General features: G+C 67.5%; 12 protein-coding genes and 1 tRNA gene. 7 read left to right on the top strand and 6 right to left on the bottom strand.

What is annotated here, in order from left to right:
* Window positions 1–167 precede the first annotated feature (167 nt).
* The gene (locus FFS56_RS09925; RefSeq protein ID WP_127011777.1) at window positions 168–1,109 is read right to left on the bottom strand and encodes a helix-turn-helix domain-containing protein; all 942 of its coding nucleotides are present in this window, start codon (window positions 1,107–1,109) and stop codon (window positions 168–170) included.
* A gap of 107 nt (window positions 1,110–1,216) precedes the next feature.
* Between FFS56_RS09925 and FFS56_RS09920 the strand changes: the two genes are divergently transcribed.
* The 4 genes from FFS56_RS09920 to FFS56_RS09905 all read left to right on the top strand — a co-directional run bounded on the left by FFS56_RS09920 (window position 1,217) and on the right by FFS56_RS09905 (window position 5,660).
* Window positions 1,217–1,528, top strand: coding sequence for an antibiotic biosynthesis monooxygenase (locus FFS56_RS09920; protein ID WP_003941073.1), 312 nt, complete (start codon window positions 1,217–1,219; stop codon window positions 1,526–1,528).
* A 631-nt stretch (window positions 1,529–2,159) separates the two neighbouring features.
* The gene (locus tag FFS56_RS09915) at window positions 2,160–3,485 is read left to right on the top strand and encodes an ISL3-like element ISPfr2 family transposase (protein ID WP_127011776.1); all 1,326 of its coding nucleotides are present in this window, start codon (window positions 2,160–2,162) and stop codon (window positions 3,483–3,485) included.
* A gap of 853 nt (window positions 3,486–4,338) precedes the next feature.
* Window positions 4,339–4,539: a helix-turn-helix domain-containing protein gene (locus tag FFS56_RS09910; RefSeq protein ID WP_127011775.1), complete on the top strand. Its 201-nt coding sequence runs from the start codon at window positions 4,339–4,341 to the stop codon at window positions 4,537–4,539.
* Window positions 4,540–4,787: 248 nt separating this feature from the next.
* The gene (locus FFS56_RS09905; RefSeq protein ID WP_127011774.1) at window positions 4,788–5,660 is read left to right on the top strand and encodes a tyrosine-type recombinase/integrase; all 873 of its coding nucleotides are present in this window, start codon (window positions 4,788–4,790) and stop codon (window positions 5,658–5,660) included.
* A gap of 265 nt (window positions 5,661–5,925) precedes the next feature.
* Here FFS56_RS09905 and FFS56_RS09900 read toward each other — a convergent pair.
* Window positions 5,926–6,014, bottom strand: a tRNA-Ser gene (locus FFS56_RS09900).
* Window positions 6,015–6,173: 159 nt separating this feature from the next.
* Between FFS56_RS09900 and FFS56_RS09895 the strand changes: the two genes are divergently transcribed.
* Both FFS56_RS09895 and FFS56_RS09890 read left to right on the top strand, forming a co-directional pair.
* Window positions 6,174–6,881, top strand: coding sequence for a potassium channel family protein (locus FFS56_RS09895; RefSeq protein WP_127011773.1), 708 nt, complete (start codon window positions 6,174–6,176; stop codon window positions 6,879–6,881).
* Between the two features lie 53 nt (window positions 6,882–6,934).
* Window positions 6,935–9,541, top strand: a complete 2,607-nt coding sequence (locus FFS56_RS09890) for an alpha-L-rhamnosidase (RefSeq protein WP_127011772.1) — start codon at window positions 6,935–6,937, stop codon at window positions 9,539–9,541.
* Window positions 9,542–9,579: 38 nt separating this feature from the next.
* Here FFS56_RS09890 and FFS56_RS09885 read toward each other — a convergent pair whose 3' ends face one another.
* A complete protein-coding gene (locus FFS56_RS09885; RefSeq protein ID WP_127011771.1) occupies window positions 9,580–11,865 on the bottom strand; it encodes a glycoside hydrolase family 3 C-terminal domain-containing protein in 2,286 nt (761 codons plus the stop codon).
* Between the two features lie 94 nt (window positions 11,866–11,959).
* Between FFS56_RS09885 and FFS56_RS09880 the strand changes: the two genes are divergently transcribed.
* On the top strand, window positions 11,960–12,538 hold the full coding sequence (locus FFS56_RS09880) for a TetR/AcrR family transcriptional regulator (protein WP_127011770.1): 579 nt from the start codon (window positions 11,960–11,962) through the stop codon (window positions 12,536–12,538).
* Between the two features lie 90 nt (window positions 12,539–12,628).
* Here the strand turns inward: FFS56_RS09880 and FFS56_RS09875 are convergent, their stop codons facing one another.
* From FFS56_RS09875 to FFS56_RS09865, 3 genes are read right to left on the bottom strand one after another with little or no spacing between them, the layout of a single operon-like run.
* Window positions 12,629–13,576 carry a carbohydrate ABC transporter permease gene (locus FFS56_RS09875; protein WP_127011769.1) on the bottom strand — a complete coding sequence of 316 codons (948 nt, stop codon included), beginning with the start codon at window positions 13,574–13,576 and terminating at the stop codon, window positions 12,629–12,631.
* Window positions 13,573–14,538, bottom strand: coding sequence for a sugar ABC transporter permease (locus tag FFS56_RS09870; protein WP_171010978.1), 966 nt, complete (start codon window positions 14,536–14,538; stop codon window positions 13,573–13,575). Before FFS56_RS09870 ends, FFS56_RS09875 begins: the two co-directional genes overlap by 4 nt.
* A gap of 6 nt (window positions 14,539–14,544) precedes the next feature.
* Window positions 14,545–15,915, bottom strand: a complete 1,371-nt coding sequence (locus FFS56_RS09865) for an extracellular solute-binding protein (RefSeq protein WP_127011768.1) — start codon at window positions 15,913–15,915, stop codon at window positions 14,545–14,547.
* Window positions 15,916–15,925 lie beyond the last annotated feature (10 nt).

The raw sequence follows: 15,925 nt of genomic DNA, 5'->3' as shown, positions 1-15,925 counted from the left end.
CACAGCCACCCAACCCCGACCGTCCGGGAAGCCGGGACACGTCGCATGGCCTGTGCGGCGGGCGTGTCGAGTGGGTCGTCCAGAGGCGACGCAGGAGCGTCGACGCGACGTGCTGAGAGGTGGTTCCAGTCGAGCACTAGCACACCGGCTACAGGCATGGCGATAGGTCAGGAACGTCGTCGCTCCCTACGCAGGAGGGAGCGCAGAGTCTCGGCGTTCGCGTAGCCGACTCGTAGCGCGATCTCGGCGGAGGTGAGGTCCGTGGTTGCTGAGAGGTGCCGAGCTCGTTCGATGCGAAGCCGTTGGACGAAGCCGAGCGGAGTGAGGTTGAGCGCCGCACGGACTCGTCGTTCCAGGGTGCGCCGGCTGGTGCCAAGTGACTGCGCGACGAACGCGACGTTGAACGGTTCGTCCAGGCGGGCGCGCACGAAGCGTTCGAACTCGACGACGATCGGGTCCTCGTGCCGGAGATGTTCGTAGGCGACGAAGGCCGCCTGCGACGGGCGCTCGTCGATGATGAGGAGCTTGGCGACATGTTGGGCGAGGTCGGGGCTGATCGATCGCACGAGTGAGAGCGCGAGGTCGATGTGGGCGAACGCGGCGCCGGCGGTGACGAGGTTCCCGTCGGCCACGACCATGGTGTCGAGATCGAGGGCGACGGTCGGATAGCGCTTCAGGAACTCCGGCCCCAGGAACCAGCTGGTCGTCGCCCGCCGATGATGCATCCGTCCGGTCTCGGCGACGGCGAACACGCCGGTGCACGCCGCGGCGATCCGGGTGGTCGCCTCGTCGAGGCGCCCGAGCGACGCGATGACCGAACGAGCATCTCGGCTCTGGAGGGCGTCGTTGGTAGCGGCGGCCGTAAGGGTTCCAAGCGCAGGGACGACGACCACGTCGAACTCTCCGGACTCCGACAGCGGGTGGTCCACCGACAGGGTTATCGATGCCGTCGTGGTCACTCGCCGTTTCGGTCCGAGGATGGCGAGTTCGATCGGGTCGATCCGCGGGTCGACATCGCCGCGGGCTCCGTCGGCCACCCGCACGATGTCGATGATCGACGCGATAGCCGAACCGAAGCAGCCGTCGATCGCGATCAGTCCGATACGCATGACGTAAACAATAGCAATACTGCCGTATACGCCACTCCCCACCGGTCCTCGCTCGTCATACGCTGAACTCGTCCCACGAAGAACCCCGATTTCAAGGAGAGTCCCTCATGTCCACACCCGCATCACTTCCGTATGCCTTCGTCGCCAAGATCGTCGCGGCCGATGGACAGCACGACGCGCTCGCCGATCTGCTCGCCGGCGCTGTCGCACTCGCCAACGAAGAAGTAGGAACGATTGTCTGGTTCGCGGTCAGGACCCACGCCGACACCTTCTGGATCTTCGATGCATTCCCCGACGAGGCCGCTCGCGACGCCCACGCCAACGGCGCCATCGTCGCAGCCCTGATGGCCAACCAGCACCTCCTCGGCGCAGCACCCGAGATCCTGGCGGCCGACGTCCTCGCGTCCAAGCTCCCGTAGTCCGCCAACGCACGAGACGATCGCGCCCCGCCGAGCCGTCGCCAGGTCGCGACGCAACGCCATGCTGCGTTGCCGAGCGGTGCGAGGCCTATCGGCACACGGACAGGATGCCGGCCGCGAGCGCTCAGCCGGCGAGGGGTCCGTCGCAGAGGAGAGCGACGTCGGTGTCGGGCAGAGCCGTGAGGCCAGCGCATCGCGCGACCACCAGAACCGAACAGCCCCTGACCTGCATTTCCGCAGGTCAGGGCTGTTCGCCGGAGCCGCCTGTCGGAATCGAACCGACGACCTAATCACGTCGGCTTTGCGTCTATCGCTTGATGCGCCCACTGGGCGAACGAGCCGCTGACCTGCGCAAACGCCGAGCGTGGGGGACGCCGCCATCCGGTGGTGACCGACGACGACCGACCAGTACCGACCGTTTCACCGGAGCTTGCGGCGGCGTCGAAGCCGAGCAAGCTCCATTCCTTTAGCTCACCGCACCCTCCTCCTCGCCGGTCCCGTCGTCGTCGAAGACATTTCAGGGGTCTTCTCAGATGACGGTGTAGGTCGGCCGGGCGCGTCGGTCCGCAGATAGACGTCGAGATCTCCCGACGATGGAGGTTCCTACGCCATCCATCCGAAAGACCTCGACGTGTCCGACGCTATCCCGCCGGCCGGCTTCGGCCGCCCTGACCTGACCGCCTTCGCTCGACTCGACGGCCTCGGTCTGAGCGTGACCGGACAACGACTTGAACCGGATCGTGCGGTCCTCGCGTGCCGCGTGGTGGAACCAGATCAGTGGTGCCGACGGTGCGGCAGCGAAGGCGCTGCTCGTGACACCGTGATCCGACGGTTGGCCCACGAGCCGCTGGGCTGGCGACCGACCGTGCTGGAAGTTGTAGTGCGCCGCTACCGCTGTGCCGACTGCGGACACGTGTGGCGTCAAGACACCAGCGCCGCGGCGGAGCCACGTGCGAAGCTCTCGCGCACCGGGCTGCGGTGGGCGCTGGAAGGGATCGTGGTCGCACACCTCACCGTCGCCCGTGTCGCCGAGGGACTTGGGGTCGCGTGGGACACCGCCAACAACGCGGTCCTGGCTGAAGGCAAGCGGCTGCTGATCAACGACCCCACGCGGTTTGAGGGCGTGAAGGTCATTGGCGTCGATGAGCACGTCTGGCGCCACACCAGGCGTGGCGACAAGTACGTCACCGTGATCATCGACCTCACCCCGGTCCGCGATGGCGCCGGCCCAGCAAGGCTGCTGGACATGGTCGAGGGCCGGTCGAAGGCGGCGTTCAAGACTTGGCTCGCCGACCGCGACGACGCCTTCCGTGACGGGGTCGAGGTGGTCGCGATGGACGGCTTCACCGGGTTCAAGACCGCCGCTGCAGAGGAGATCTCGGACGCGGTCACGGTGATGGATCCCTTCCACGTCGTGCGCCTGGCCGGTGACGCCCTCGACAGGTGCCGGCGCCGGGTCCAACTCGCGATCCACGGGCACCGTGGGTTCAGGGACGACCCGCTCTACAAGTCGCGGCGCACGCTGCACACCGGCGCGGACCTGCTCACCGACAAGCAGAGCGACAGGCTACGCGCGCTGTTCGTTGATGACGCTCACGTCGAGGTCGAGGCGACCTGGGGTGTCTACCAGCGCATGATCGCCGCCTATCGCCACGAGGACCGGCAACGTGGGCGCGAGCTCATGGAGAAGCTGATCACCGACCTCAGCGCCGGCGTCCCCAAGGTGCTCACCGAGCTCACTACCCTGGGCCGGACCCTGAAGAAGCGAGCCGCTGACGTGCTCGCCTACTTCGAACGACCCGGCACCAGCAACGGGCCGACCGAGGCGCTCAACGGACGGCTCGAACACCTGCGCGGCTCCGCACTCGGGTTCCGCAACCTGACCAACTACATCGCCCGGAGCCTGCTCGAGACCGGCGGCTTCAGACCCCAACTCCTACACCCCCGATTGGGATGAGCCGGAAATGGTATCCAAAGACAACGGTGATGACACGGTGAGAGTCATTCTGCGCGAGGTGACGTCGGGGCCCGGTGTCGCGAGCTGTTAGCTCGTCACGTGTGCCGAGCAGCTTCCTGGATTCCAGGAGCTCATCGCGAGAGTGTCCGTGCAGACGCGCACGATAAGCTCGTCAAGCTCCTGATGCCAGTCGGTCGAGCACGCGCATCGATTAATTCAGAGCTCTCCGGCGGCTGAGAAGCTGCCAGGATTCGCGCCCCCGGCTGCTGTCGTCGTCCAGGCCAAGAGCTGCCACGCGTCTTGCAGATCGAGGTTCCGTGGGCCAAGCCGCCCACGGTCCCGCCCCGTTAAGGGGCGGAGCGATAATTTCGCTCTACGCGTCCAAGGTCTGTTCGACGAGCTCTTTCGAGATCACAACGGCGGGGCCGAGGCTTCGAATCTGCTTGACGGTCTGCGTCGGATTCAGCTGCTGAAGACGGGAAGTCGGCCACTGCCGGCACCTGAGGTGTTCGTCAGCACCGCGAAGTGAACCGCGTAGCTGGTTTGATCAAGTTTCGAATGCTGGGCGGTTCCGGCGTAAGCGCACCCTCGGTGTCACTACCGGCGATGGCTCCGAATTACCGCCAGGCCACCTCGCCGAAGGCGAATGCCGCGGATCAGCGCACTGACACACAGACACCTCCTCGAACGGGCAAACGCTGAGACCTGTTGGCTGAGACTTCCACTTCGCGTGAATCAGCTCGCACGATCGAGAGCAGACCGCAGTATGCGAGCGAGCTTCTCGCCGGGCACGGGAGCTATGCGTGCACCTTGCTGTCGCGACGAACGGAGTCGCACGAGATAGGAGAGCTCGATGAGCGCGGACCAGCACACGAACTCGCCCCGGTTGTTCCTTTCCGAGGAAGAGGCGGCAGCGCACCTCGGCATCCACCGCACCACGTTGCGTGCGCTGGCTCTGGATGGCCGCTCCCCCATCGAGCCAGTGAATCTGACCGCGCATAAGCGGATCTATCGTCTCCGCGATCTCGAACGGCTGGGCGGGGTAGCGGAGTGAGCATAGAAATTCGTCGGACGAAGGCAGGAAGGCCCTACTACTTCGTCCGCGTCAAGTCCGGTCGCCGGCTGGTGGCATCCAAAGCGTTCGACATTAAACGCGACGCAGAAACGTGGGAACGAACACAGAAGCATCTCGTTGAGACAGGCCGCCCCTTGCCTCCTCCTCGGACCTTCACCCTCGGGAAGCTTGTCACGCAATTCAAGATTGCTCGCGCGGGAGGGAACCCGCACAGTGTCGATACCGACGTGAACAACCTGAACGCGCTGCCAGCGCACCTGCTCGAACGCCCTCTCGCTTCGATCGATGCCCGCGACATCCGCGCCCATCTGCTCGATCAACTGCGCGCCGGAAAGAAGCCAGCGACCGTCGCGCGCGCAAAAACCACTCTGAGCGCCCTCTTTACCTTCGCCGCTGCTGAAGGCATTCTGCATCAACCGCATCCCGTGCGCTCTATGGCGCGGATTCCCGAGCTTGCAGCACCCGCGCTCCGTCCCGTCAGTCCACATTCCATCCCTACGTCACGGGTCGTTGCATCGGCTCTCACCGAACTCCGCGGGCGCCGGTCGGATATCGCTGACGTCTTCGAGTTCCTCGCGCTCACTGGGCTGCGCTGGGGTGAACTTCGTGCTCTCCGCACGAATGCCCTGTCGGACGTTCCGCTTCCGCAGTTGATCGTCGAGCGCTCACACTCCGATCGCTACGAGGAGAAGGCGCCGAAGTCTTGGCGCGGTGCGCGTCTGATCCCGCTTTCCCCTCGAGCGGTGGCCATCTTCCGCGAGCATGCCAACGGAAAGTCGCCCGAGTCCTACTTATTCACCAACCGCCGCGGCGAGCAGCTAAGCGTGGGCGTTGTCCGAAAGTTTCCTCTCGGCTTCCGCCGGCACGCCTTGCGCCACTACGCCGCATCCACGTGGCTGCGGCTGGGGACACCGGTGAACGAGGTCGCCGAGTACCTTGGCGACGATCCGCGCACCGTGCTTGCGGTATACGCCCATGTCCTGGGAGACGACCAGCGACGCGCGCACCTACGACGCCTCACGGCTGCCGAGGAGCATCCCTTCGAACAGCGTCACGCTCGACGCTCCCCTAACGATCGCTTTCCGGGGCTCGGCAGCTGACACTCCCCCGCCCGGCAACCACACGCGGAGCTATCGCATCGGTGCATCACTATCTGTAATCGGCACAGCCGCACCGGCTGTGTCGAACGAGAGACGTTCGCGACCTATGGGGGCGGCGAGCGGCGGATCGGGCAAGCCAGCGGAACCCGCCACCCGATCGGGGGACACCTGGGGGACACCTGGCGGTCGAAACGCGGCCATCACGCCCGGTCGAGCCAGCAGTCCCGGAACCGAGAGATCCCCGCCTGAGCGGGGATTTTCACTGCGGAGACGAGGGGATTTGAACCCCTGGTCCCCGTGAGGGGACTCCACCTTAGCAGGGTGGTGCACTCGGCCGGACTATGCGACGTCTCCAGGCATCCGGCCGGAAAGCGCGGATGCACCTAGCCATCATAACGGGTCCGGCGAGCGGACACGAACCGCGCCCGGCCGGTCGTCCCTCCTCGTCGTCACCCGCCTGGGATACTGACCGCAGATCACGGACATCGCCAGCCGCTGATCCGGAGGGACGCCATGACCGAGAAGCTGACCGCGCAAGGGACCGACTCCTTGCCTTCCAGCGGCCTGTGGACCCGACGCGCAGCAGGGTACGGGGTCGTGCTCGTGCTCCTCGTCGTCTCCTATGGACTGTGCGCGACGCAGCCGAGCACCGACCCGAGCCCGTGGGCCTTCCTGCCGATGCTGGCGACCGTCGCCGTGGTCTTCTACGTCACCGGAGCGACGCGGCTGGCGCAACGTGTGTCGTGGGTGGTGCTCTCCGCTGCCGGTCTCGCCGCGGTCATCGCCGGCGCCCTCGGGCTCGACGGCCCGCTCTTGGCCATCCCGCTCTCCGCCGCCTCGATGCTCGCGCTCCTCGTGGCGCCGTGGGTCATCATCGCCCACCAGGTCACCCGTCGCGGGCTCGACTTCGAAGCGCTCCTGGCTGCGGTCACGGCGTACATCCTCGTCGGGATGTTCTTCGCGTTCGTGTACAACCTGATGTCGCAGCTGTCTCCCACTCCGCTGTTCGGCGACGCGACCGCCGACTCCCTCGGAAACCAGCTGTTCTTCGCGTTCACAGCCCTGACGACGACGGGCTACGGCAACATCGTCCCGGTCGGAACCGGCGGGCAGGCGGTCGCGATCGCCGAGGGGATCACGGGACAGCTGTTCCTCATCACGGCTGTCGCCCGGATCATGCGGGGCGCCAGCGCCAAGCGCACCCCGGCGCCGTCCGAGTGAACCCCGCGACAGAGCATCGACACCCGACGAGCCGCAGGGGCAGGAAGAAGCACATGACCACCGTCTCCGCGCCACGCATCGAACACCACCGGGAGCCGCTCGGCATCGGCGAGAGCCGCCCGCGTCTGAGCTGGACCATCGCAGACGCCCCCGCTGACTGGCGACAGCAGTCCTATGCCGTCACGGTGGTACGCGGCAGCAGCCAGGACCGGGACGAGGAGCGCATCGAGGTGACGTCCGAAAGACAGGTCCTGGTGCCCTGGCCCTTCGACGCCCTCGACTCGCGCGAGCGCGTCGGCGTGCGCGTGGCAGTGCGGGGCGGCGACGGCAGCTGGTCCGCCGACAGCCCGGAGACCTGGCTCGAGGCCGGCCTTCTCCGGGCAGACGACTGGTCGGCGCGACCGGTGGGGGTCGACCTCGACGAGGATCCGGAGAGCGATGCCCGCCGCGCGACCCTGGTTCGACGCGGCTTCCGCGTCGAGGGCGAGATCGCCAGCGCCCGGCTCTACGCCACGGCGCACGGCCTGTACGAGGCGGAGATCAACGGGGTCCGCGTCGGCTCCGACACGCTCTCACCCGGATGGACGACCTACCGCGAACGCCTGCGGTACTACACCTACGACGTGACCGCACTGCTCCTCGACGGCGAGAACGCGCTCGGCGCCTGGCTCGGCGACGGCTGGTACCGCGGTCGTCTGGGCTGGCGCGGCGGTCATCGCAACGTCTTCGGCAGCGACCTGTCCTTCCTCGGCCAGCTGGAGCTCGACTACGTGGACGGACGGCGCGAGACGATCGCGACCGACGAATCCTGGAGGGCATCACTCTCCCCCATCCTCCGTTCCGGCATCTACGACGGCGAGGACTACGACGCACGGCACGAGCACACCGGGTGGACGACCGCGCCGTTCGACGACACCGGCTGGTTCCCTGTCGCCGTGCGCGAACGCGACCCGCGAACCCTGGTCGCCCCGACCGGCCCGCCCGTGCGGGTGACGGAGGAGGTCGCCCCGATCGCCGTGCTCACCTCACCGAGCGGCGCACGCATCCTCGATTTCGGGCAGAACCTCGTCGGCAGGGTCCGCATCCGCGTCGCGGGTTCCCGCGGTGCCACCGTGACGCTGCGCACCGCGGAGGTTCTGCAGGAGGGCGAGATCTACACGCGTCCGCTGCGCAGCGCCCGTTCGAGCGACGCCTACACGCTGGCCGGACATCAGGGCGGCGAAGAATGGGAGCCTCGGTTCACCTTCCACGGCTTCCGCTACGTAGAGGTCTCGGGGTGGCCGGGCGACCTCGACGCGGATGCCGCGGCCGGCGCACTCGTCGCCCGTGTGCTCCACACCGACCTCGAGCGCACCGGATGGTTCACGTGCTCCGATCCGCTGGTCGAGCAGCTGCACCGCAACGTGGTCTGGGGCATGCGGGGGAACTTCGTCGACATCCCCACCGACTGTCCGCAGCGCGACGAACGCGTGGGCTGGACGGGCGACGTGCAGGTGTTCGGCCCGACCGCGTCGACACTCTTCGACGTCTCGGGGATGCTGTCCGGGTGGCTCAGAGACGTCGAGGCCGATCAGCTGCCCGACGGCACGGTGCCCTGGTTCGTGCCGGTGATCCCGTCGCACAAGGTCTGGTCTCCGGCCAGGGCTGGTGCCGCCTGGGGAGACGTCGCCACGCTGCTGCCCTGGACCCTGTACGAGCGCTTCGGCGACACCGGCGTGCTGGCGACGCAGTTCGAGAGCGCACGCCGCTGGGTCGACAAGGTCGATTCGCTGGCCGGACCCGACCGACTGTGGGACGAGGGGTTCCAGCTCGGCGACTGGCTCGATCCCGCCGCTCCCCCGCAGGATCCCGGAGCCGGCCGCACGGATCGGTACCTCGTGGCCACGGCCTACTTCGCCCGATCGACCAGGGCGCTCGCGGAAATGGCCGGGGTGCTCGGGCTCCCCGCAGAGGCTGCGCGCTATGCGACTCTCGCCACCGAGGTCGCCGCCGCCTTCCGCGCGGCCTACGTGCGAGCCGACGGCACGATGACCTCGGACGCTCAGACCGCGTACGCCCTCGCCATCGTGTTCGCGTTGCTCGACGACGACACGCAGCGCGCAGCGGCAGGGGCGCGTCTCGCCGAGCTGGTGCGAGAGGCAGGCAACCGCATCGCGACGGGCTTCGTCGGCACACCGCTGGTCTGCGACGCGCTGACCATGACCGGCCATGCGGACGCCGCGTACGGCCTGCTGCTCGAGCAGGGCTGCCCGTCGTGGCTGTATCAGGTCGCGCAGGGAGCGACCACGGTCTGGGAGCGCTGGGATGCGATGCTCCCCGACGGCACGGTGAACCCCGGCACCATGACATCGTTCAACCACTACGCGCTGGGCGCCGTCGCCGATTGGCTGCACCGCAGCGTCGCAGGGCTCGCCGCCGCGGAACCGGGCTACCGCCGCATCCGCTTCGCCCCGCGCCCTGGCGGTGGGCTCACGCATGCCTCATCGACGCAGCGCACTCCCTACGGAGTCGCGTCGATCTCGTGGCGCGTCGACGGCGACCGACTGCACGTCGACGTCGTGGTCCCGGTCGGCGCGACCGCTGAGCTCGATCTGCCAGGCGCGTCCGCCGAGGAACTCGGGCACGGCTCCCACACGCGGACGGTGCGCATGCGGTCGTGACGGCCTGGCCGAATGAGACTCCGGTTGGCACCGACGGGTCAGCGGGCGGCTGAGTCCCCCGCGTTCGCTGCGGCGATGAGCTGCTCGATCTGCTCGAAGTCGACGGGAAGGCCCGGAAAACCGGCCAGGCGACCGATCGGGAACGACGCCATCATCTTCTGCATCGCCTCGTCGTTCGGCATCATCGACGCCGCTGCCGCATCGCCGCCGGACCCGCCCAGAAGACCACCGAGAGCCTGCTGGACGATCGGGCCCGCGACGGGGTGCGACATCAGGTCGCCGACCGAGGAGTTCATGGTCAGCTCCTGGCGCACCGTGTCTCCGGCGATGTCGACGGTCGCGGTGGAGCGGATGTCGCGGCTGGAGGCGGCGACGTCGACGATGTACTCGCCGCCCTCCACCACCCAGCGGTCGGCGCGGACATCCCAGTAGGCGAGGTCCTCGCGCCGCACGACCAGCTCGACCGTGCGGGTCTCCCCTGCGGCGAGCGCGACGGAGGAGAAGGCCTTGAGCTCGCGGGGTGCGCGCTGCACGATCGATGTCGCCGGAGCCACGTACACCTGCACCACCTCGCGGCCGTCGCGGTCTCCGGAGTTCGTGACGTCGACGCGCACGACGATGTCGCCGTCCGCTCCGACCTCGGCCGTCGCAGGTGCGTACTCGAACGTCGTGTACGAGAGTCCGTGGCCGAAGGGGAAGGTCACGTCGAGACCCTTCGCGTCGTACCAGCGGTAGCCCACCAGCAGGCCCTCGCCGTAGCGGACATGTCCGAACTCTCCGGGGAAGTTGCCGAACGAGGGGTTGTCCTCGAGCCGCACCGGCACGGTCTCGGTGAGCTTGCCCGAGGGGTTCACCGCCCCGTAGAGCACGTCAGCCACAGCGCTGCCGCCCGCCTGACCGAGCAGCCAGCTCTCGACGATCGCGGGTACACGGTCGGCGAAGGGGAGCGCGACCACGCCGCCGTTCGACAGCACCACCACGACACGAGGGTTCACCGCGAGCACGGCGTCGAGCACCGCAAGCTGCTCGGCGGGCAGATCGATGTGGTCGCGGTCGAAGCCCTCCGACTCCTCCGCGGCCGGGAGCCCGAGGAAGAGCACGGCCACGTCAGCCGCCTTCGCGATGTCGACGGCTTCCGCCCGCAGGTCGTCTGCAGAGCGTCCGGACGCGGCGATGGCACCACCTTCGACCGCGAAGCCCGCAGCGTAGGTGACGTGGTCGCCGCCGACGGCGCGCAGTCCGTCGAGGGCCTCGTCGATGCGCGTGGGGTTGATCAGCGAAGAGCCCGCTCCCTGGAACCGCGGCTCGGTGGCGAACGCGCCGATCACGGCGACCTTCTGGTCGTCGGCGAGCGGCAGCAGCGCACCGTCGTTCTTCAGCAGCACGATGGACCGACCAGCGGCCTCCCTGGCCAGCGCGTGGTGCGCGTCGACGTCGAGCGGGCCGGACACGGCAGGACGCCGGGCGGCCTTGCGCACGAGGTCGATCGCGCGACCGGCTGCGGTGTCGAGCACGCTCTCGGCGAGTTCGCCGGCGCGCACGGCTGCGACGAGCTGCGCATCCGTCCTCCCACCGGAGGAGGGCATCTCCAGGTCGAGTCCTGCGGCGACGCCGGCGACGCGGTCGTTCACGGCTCCCCAGTCCGAGACGACGAGGCCGTCGAAGCCCCAGTCGTCGCGGAGCACGCTGGTGAGCAGCCAGGGGTCCTCGGAGGTCCAGACACCGTTGAGCTTGTTGTACGAGCACATGACCGTCCACGGCGCAGCGTCCTTCACGACACGCTCGAATCCGCGCAGGTAGATCTCCCGCAGCGGACGCGGATCCACGTCGGAGCTCGCGCGCATGCGGTCGAACTCCTGGTTGTTCGCAGCGAAGTGCTTGAGCGAGGTGCCGACGCCCTTCGACTGGATGCCGAGGACGGACGCGGCTCCGAGCACGCCCGACACGATCGGGTCTTCCGAGAAGTACTCGAAGTTGCGGCCGCACAGCGGTGAGCGCTTGATGTTGATGCCGGGTCCGAGCACGACCGCGACGTCCTCGATCGCGGCCTCGATGCCGATCGCGGCGCCCACCCGCTCGATGATCTCGGGATCCCACGATGAGCCGATGCCGACGGCGGGCGGGAAGCACGTGGCCGGGACGCTGCTCGCGAGGCCGAGGTGATCGGTGCTGCCCGACTGCTTGCGCAGACCGTGCGGTCCGTCGGTCATCATCACCGACGGGATGCCCACGCGGTCGATCGCCTTCGTCGTCCAGAAGTCCGCACCGCTGGTGAGCGAAGCCTTCTCCTCGAGGGTCAGGTCGGAAGCCGAGTTCTCGGTCATTGTGTTCCTTTCGCGGGCGACGGCGATGTCCTTGCGAAAACCTTATGCCTTTCAGTATTAGATTTCAAACGTCATTCAGGATTAGGGTCGAGTCATGGCACGACGAGGTTCGTACGCGAAGGGTGTCGCGAGGCGCGAGGAGATCCTCGAGAGCGCCCTCGACGTGATCGGACGCAAGGGGTATCAGAACGCCTCGCTCAAGGAGATCGCCGAGGTCGTCGGTGTCACACCCGCCGCCCTCCTGCACTACTTCGGATCGAAGGAGGAGCTCTTCACCGAGGTGCTCCGCACCCGCGATGCGCATGACGGTCTCGACCCGACAGGACTCGGGGCCGACGATGCCCGCACCGCCTTCCTCGACGTGATCCGCCACAACACCGAGGTTCCCGGCATCGTGGCGTTGTTCTCGCGGCTCTCGGTGGATGCCGCCGACCCGGAGCATCCGGCCCACCAGTACTTCCTTGACCGCAGCGAGCGGCTGAGGGAGTCGATCGCCGACGGCTTCGGAGCCGACGGTCACCGCTCCCCCCTGGATCCGGATGCCCTCGCCCGCGTGATCCAGGCCGCGTCCGACGGACTTCAGCTGCAGTGGATGATCGACCCGACCGTCGACATGCCCGGCATCATGGGCGCACTCATCGACGCACTGCTTCCTCCGACTCCACCCACCTGAGTCGTCGAGACCCATCACCATCGTCGAGACCCATCGCAGGATGCGGCGCCGGCGATGGGTCTCGACGCGGAACGTGGGTCTCGACGCGTCTCACCCCTTCACGGCACCGCCGAGACCTGCCGAGCGCAGGAACACCGACTGGAAGACGAGGAACATCGCGATCGGGATCAGGGTCGCGATCGCGAGCGCGGCCAGGAACACGTCCAGTTCGGTCTGCGACTGCACGGCGGGGAGCCGCACCGACAGCGGCTGCACCGCGGGATCGGGCAGCACCAGCATGGGCCAGAGATAGTCCTTCCACGCGGCGATGATCGCGAAGACCGAGACCACCCCGAGGATCGGCTTCGACATCGGCAGCACGATCGACCAGAACAGCCGGAAGGGCCCGGCGCCATCCGTGCGCGCGGCCTCGAACACCTCGCGCGGAAGGCTGTCGAAGAACCGCTTCACCAGCAGGATATTGAAGGCGTTCGCGCCCATCGGCAGCCACACCGCGAGGTAGTTGTTGAGCAGGCTCACATCGCCCAGCAGCGGTGGACGCACGATCGTCAGGTACAGCGGCACCAGCAGCACGATCCCGGGGATGAACAGCGTCGCCAGCACCAGCGCGTTGAGGATGGGCGCGTAGGTCGGGCGCAGCACCGAGAGCGCATAGCCCGCCGTCGTCGCGATGAACAGCTGCACGAACCAGGCCCCGAGCGCGATGACCACCGTGTTGAGGAAGTACTGGTCGATGTGGATGTCGTTCCACGCGGTCGAGAGGTTCTCCCAGTCCATGCCGTTCGGCCACAGCGCGAACGGCTGCTGCAGGGTGTCCTGCGTCGGCGTGATCGCCGACTTCGCGAGCCACAGGATGGGACCGAGTCCGGCGACGACCAGCCCGACGGCGAGGAACACGTGCGTGAGCGTCATCCCGATGCGGATGCCGGGGCGCCGACGTTCGGAGTCGGAGATGACGGTGCGATCGCCCGCACTGTCAGCGGCCTTCTCCGCGGCCCTCTCTGCGGCGCGGGTCGAGAGGCGGGTGGTGAGGCTCACGTCGTGCTCCAACGGTCGGTCAGCTTGAAGTACAGCCAGGAGAGGAGGGCGAGGATGATCGCCAGCAGCACCGAGACAGCCGTGGCCTCGCCGTAGTCGCCGCCCAGGCTGTTCCGGAAGGCCTTGTCGTAGATGTACAGCAGCACGGTCTTGGTCGCTCCCGCGGGGCCACCGCCGGTGAACAGGAACGGCTCGAGGAAGACCTGAGCGGTCGCGATCACCTGCAGGATCAGCATGATGAAGAGGATGCCGCGCAGTTGCGGCAGCGTGACGTGCCAGACCTTCTTCCAGACGCCGGCACCGTCGACCTCGGCCGCGTCGTAGAGCTCCGGTGGCACACCCAGGAGCGCCGCGAGGTAGATGATGATCGATCCGCCGGCTCCGGCCCAGGTGGCTTCCAGCACGAGCGAGGGCATGGCCTGCACCGCGTCCTGGATCCACGGCTGCGGCGGAATGCCCACGAACCCGAGCACGGTGTTGAACACACCGGACGGATCGGCGCTGTAGAAGAACTTCCACAGCAGCACGGCGACGACCGGCGGGATGACGACCGGGAGATAGGCGAGCGCGGAATAGATGCCCTTGCCGCGGCGCACCTCGCTCATGAGTACGGCCATCAGCAGGGGCAGCGGGAACCCGAAGAGCAGAGCGAGCACGGCGAACCACAGCGTGTTGACCACAGCGCGGCCGAGTTCGGGGTCACCGATCACCGCGAGGTAGTTGTCGAACCCGACCCACTCGGAGACGATCAGGTTGGTCTTCTGCAGGCTCATGACCACCGACTGCACGATCGGCGACCACGAGAAGAACACGAACACGAACAGCATCGGGAGCACGAACAGGAGGTTCGCGAGCCCGCCGCCGCGGAACCAGGTGAGGGGTGAGCGGCGGCGGGAGCGGCGCACAGCGGGCGGCGGAGAATCCTCCACCGCCGCCCGCTGCTCGGGGAGCGTCATCGTCATGAAGGGTTACTCGTCGAGCTTCGCCTGCGCATCGCTCTGCGCCTGGGCAAGGAGAGCGTCGATGTCGGCGTTCTGGTCGGTCAGGACCTTCTGCACCACGGTGTCGAGCAGGGCGTAGACCTCCTGCGTCTTGACCTTCGGCTCCCCCACCGGCGTCTGATCCCAGATGCGGTCGCTGAACGGAGCCATCTGGTCTACCGGCACGTTGATGTAGTCGGCGATCCACTCCTGCGACTCGTCGTACAGCTCCCGGCTGAGCACCGGCAGCAGCGGAGTGCCGACGGCCTGGCCCGACTCGTTCAGGGTCTTCGCGTCGAGCACCGCGGCGTCCTTGTCCATGAGCTTCTGCATGTAGTACCAGTCGATCCAGGTCACTGCTGCTTCCTTGGTCGCGTCGTCGACCGTGGGGCTGATCACCGCGATGTCACCGCCGCCGAGCGTGCCTGGGTCGTCGCCTTCCATGGGCACGACGGTCATGCCGTAGATGTCCGAGTCCATGCCGAAGTCGCGCACGAGAGCGGTGTAGATGTCGGAGCCGGAGGTGTACATGCCGATGTTGCCCGCGGCGAACTCCTGGTTGATGGTCCCCCAGTCGAGGTCGACCTTCGAGCCGAAGGCGTTGTCCTCCCACTTCACGTCATGCAGGAACTGGAGGGAGGCCTTGGTCGCGTCGTTGTCGATCGTCGAGTCGGCGGTGCCATCCCCGTTGTCGGTCTGCGTGCGACCACCACGGGCCACGGTCTGCGACGTGAGCTGCCATCCACCGGTGTTGTTGATGGCCATCTGCGCGTAGCCGGCCTTGCCGGTGGCGTCCGTGATCTTCTTGGCGGCCTCGCGGATCTCGTCCCACGTCTCCGGAGGGCTGTCGGGGTCGAGCCCCGCCTGCTCGAACAGGTCGCGGTTGTAGTGCAGTGCTGCGGCGTACGCCTGCCGCGGGAAGCCGTAGATCTTGCCGTCGGCGCCGGTGACCCCGTCGAGGATGATGGGGTTGAACTTGTCCGTGTAGCCGAGCTCTTCGATCGCGTCGGTCACATCCATCAGCTGCCCGTTCTCGAGCAGGGTCTTGGAGTCGGTGAACGGCACGGTGAAGACGTCGGGCAGGCTTCCCCCGGCGAGCTGCACGGCGAACGTGGGGCCTTCCCATTCGTACTCGACACCGATGATGTCGATATCGGGGTGTTCCTTCTCGAACTGCTTCTCCTGCGCGGCGAACGCATCGTACGCGGCCGCATCCGCCCCGGGCGGGAACGTCGCGACGCGCAGCTCGAGGCGTCCGTCGGCGCCGTCCCCGTCGCCGGCGGACGTGCATCCGGCAAGGGCGCCGACCGTCGCGAGCACGGCGATGCCGGCGACCGTGGCCTTCGTTGGTGACTTCATTGTCTGTCCT

The sequence above is a fragment of the Microbacterium sp. Beta genome, from assembly GCF_005502545.1.
In the GTDB taxonomy this organism is placed as follows: domain Bacteria; phylum Actinomycetota; class Actinomycetes; order Actinomycetales; family Microbacteriaceae; genus Microbacterium; species Microbacterium oxydans.
The sequence above is the reverse complement of the archived record's forward strand: the minus strand, read 5'-3'. Positions and strand labels throughout refer to the sequence as shown.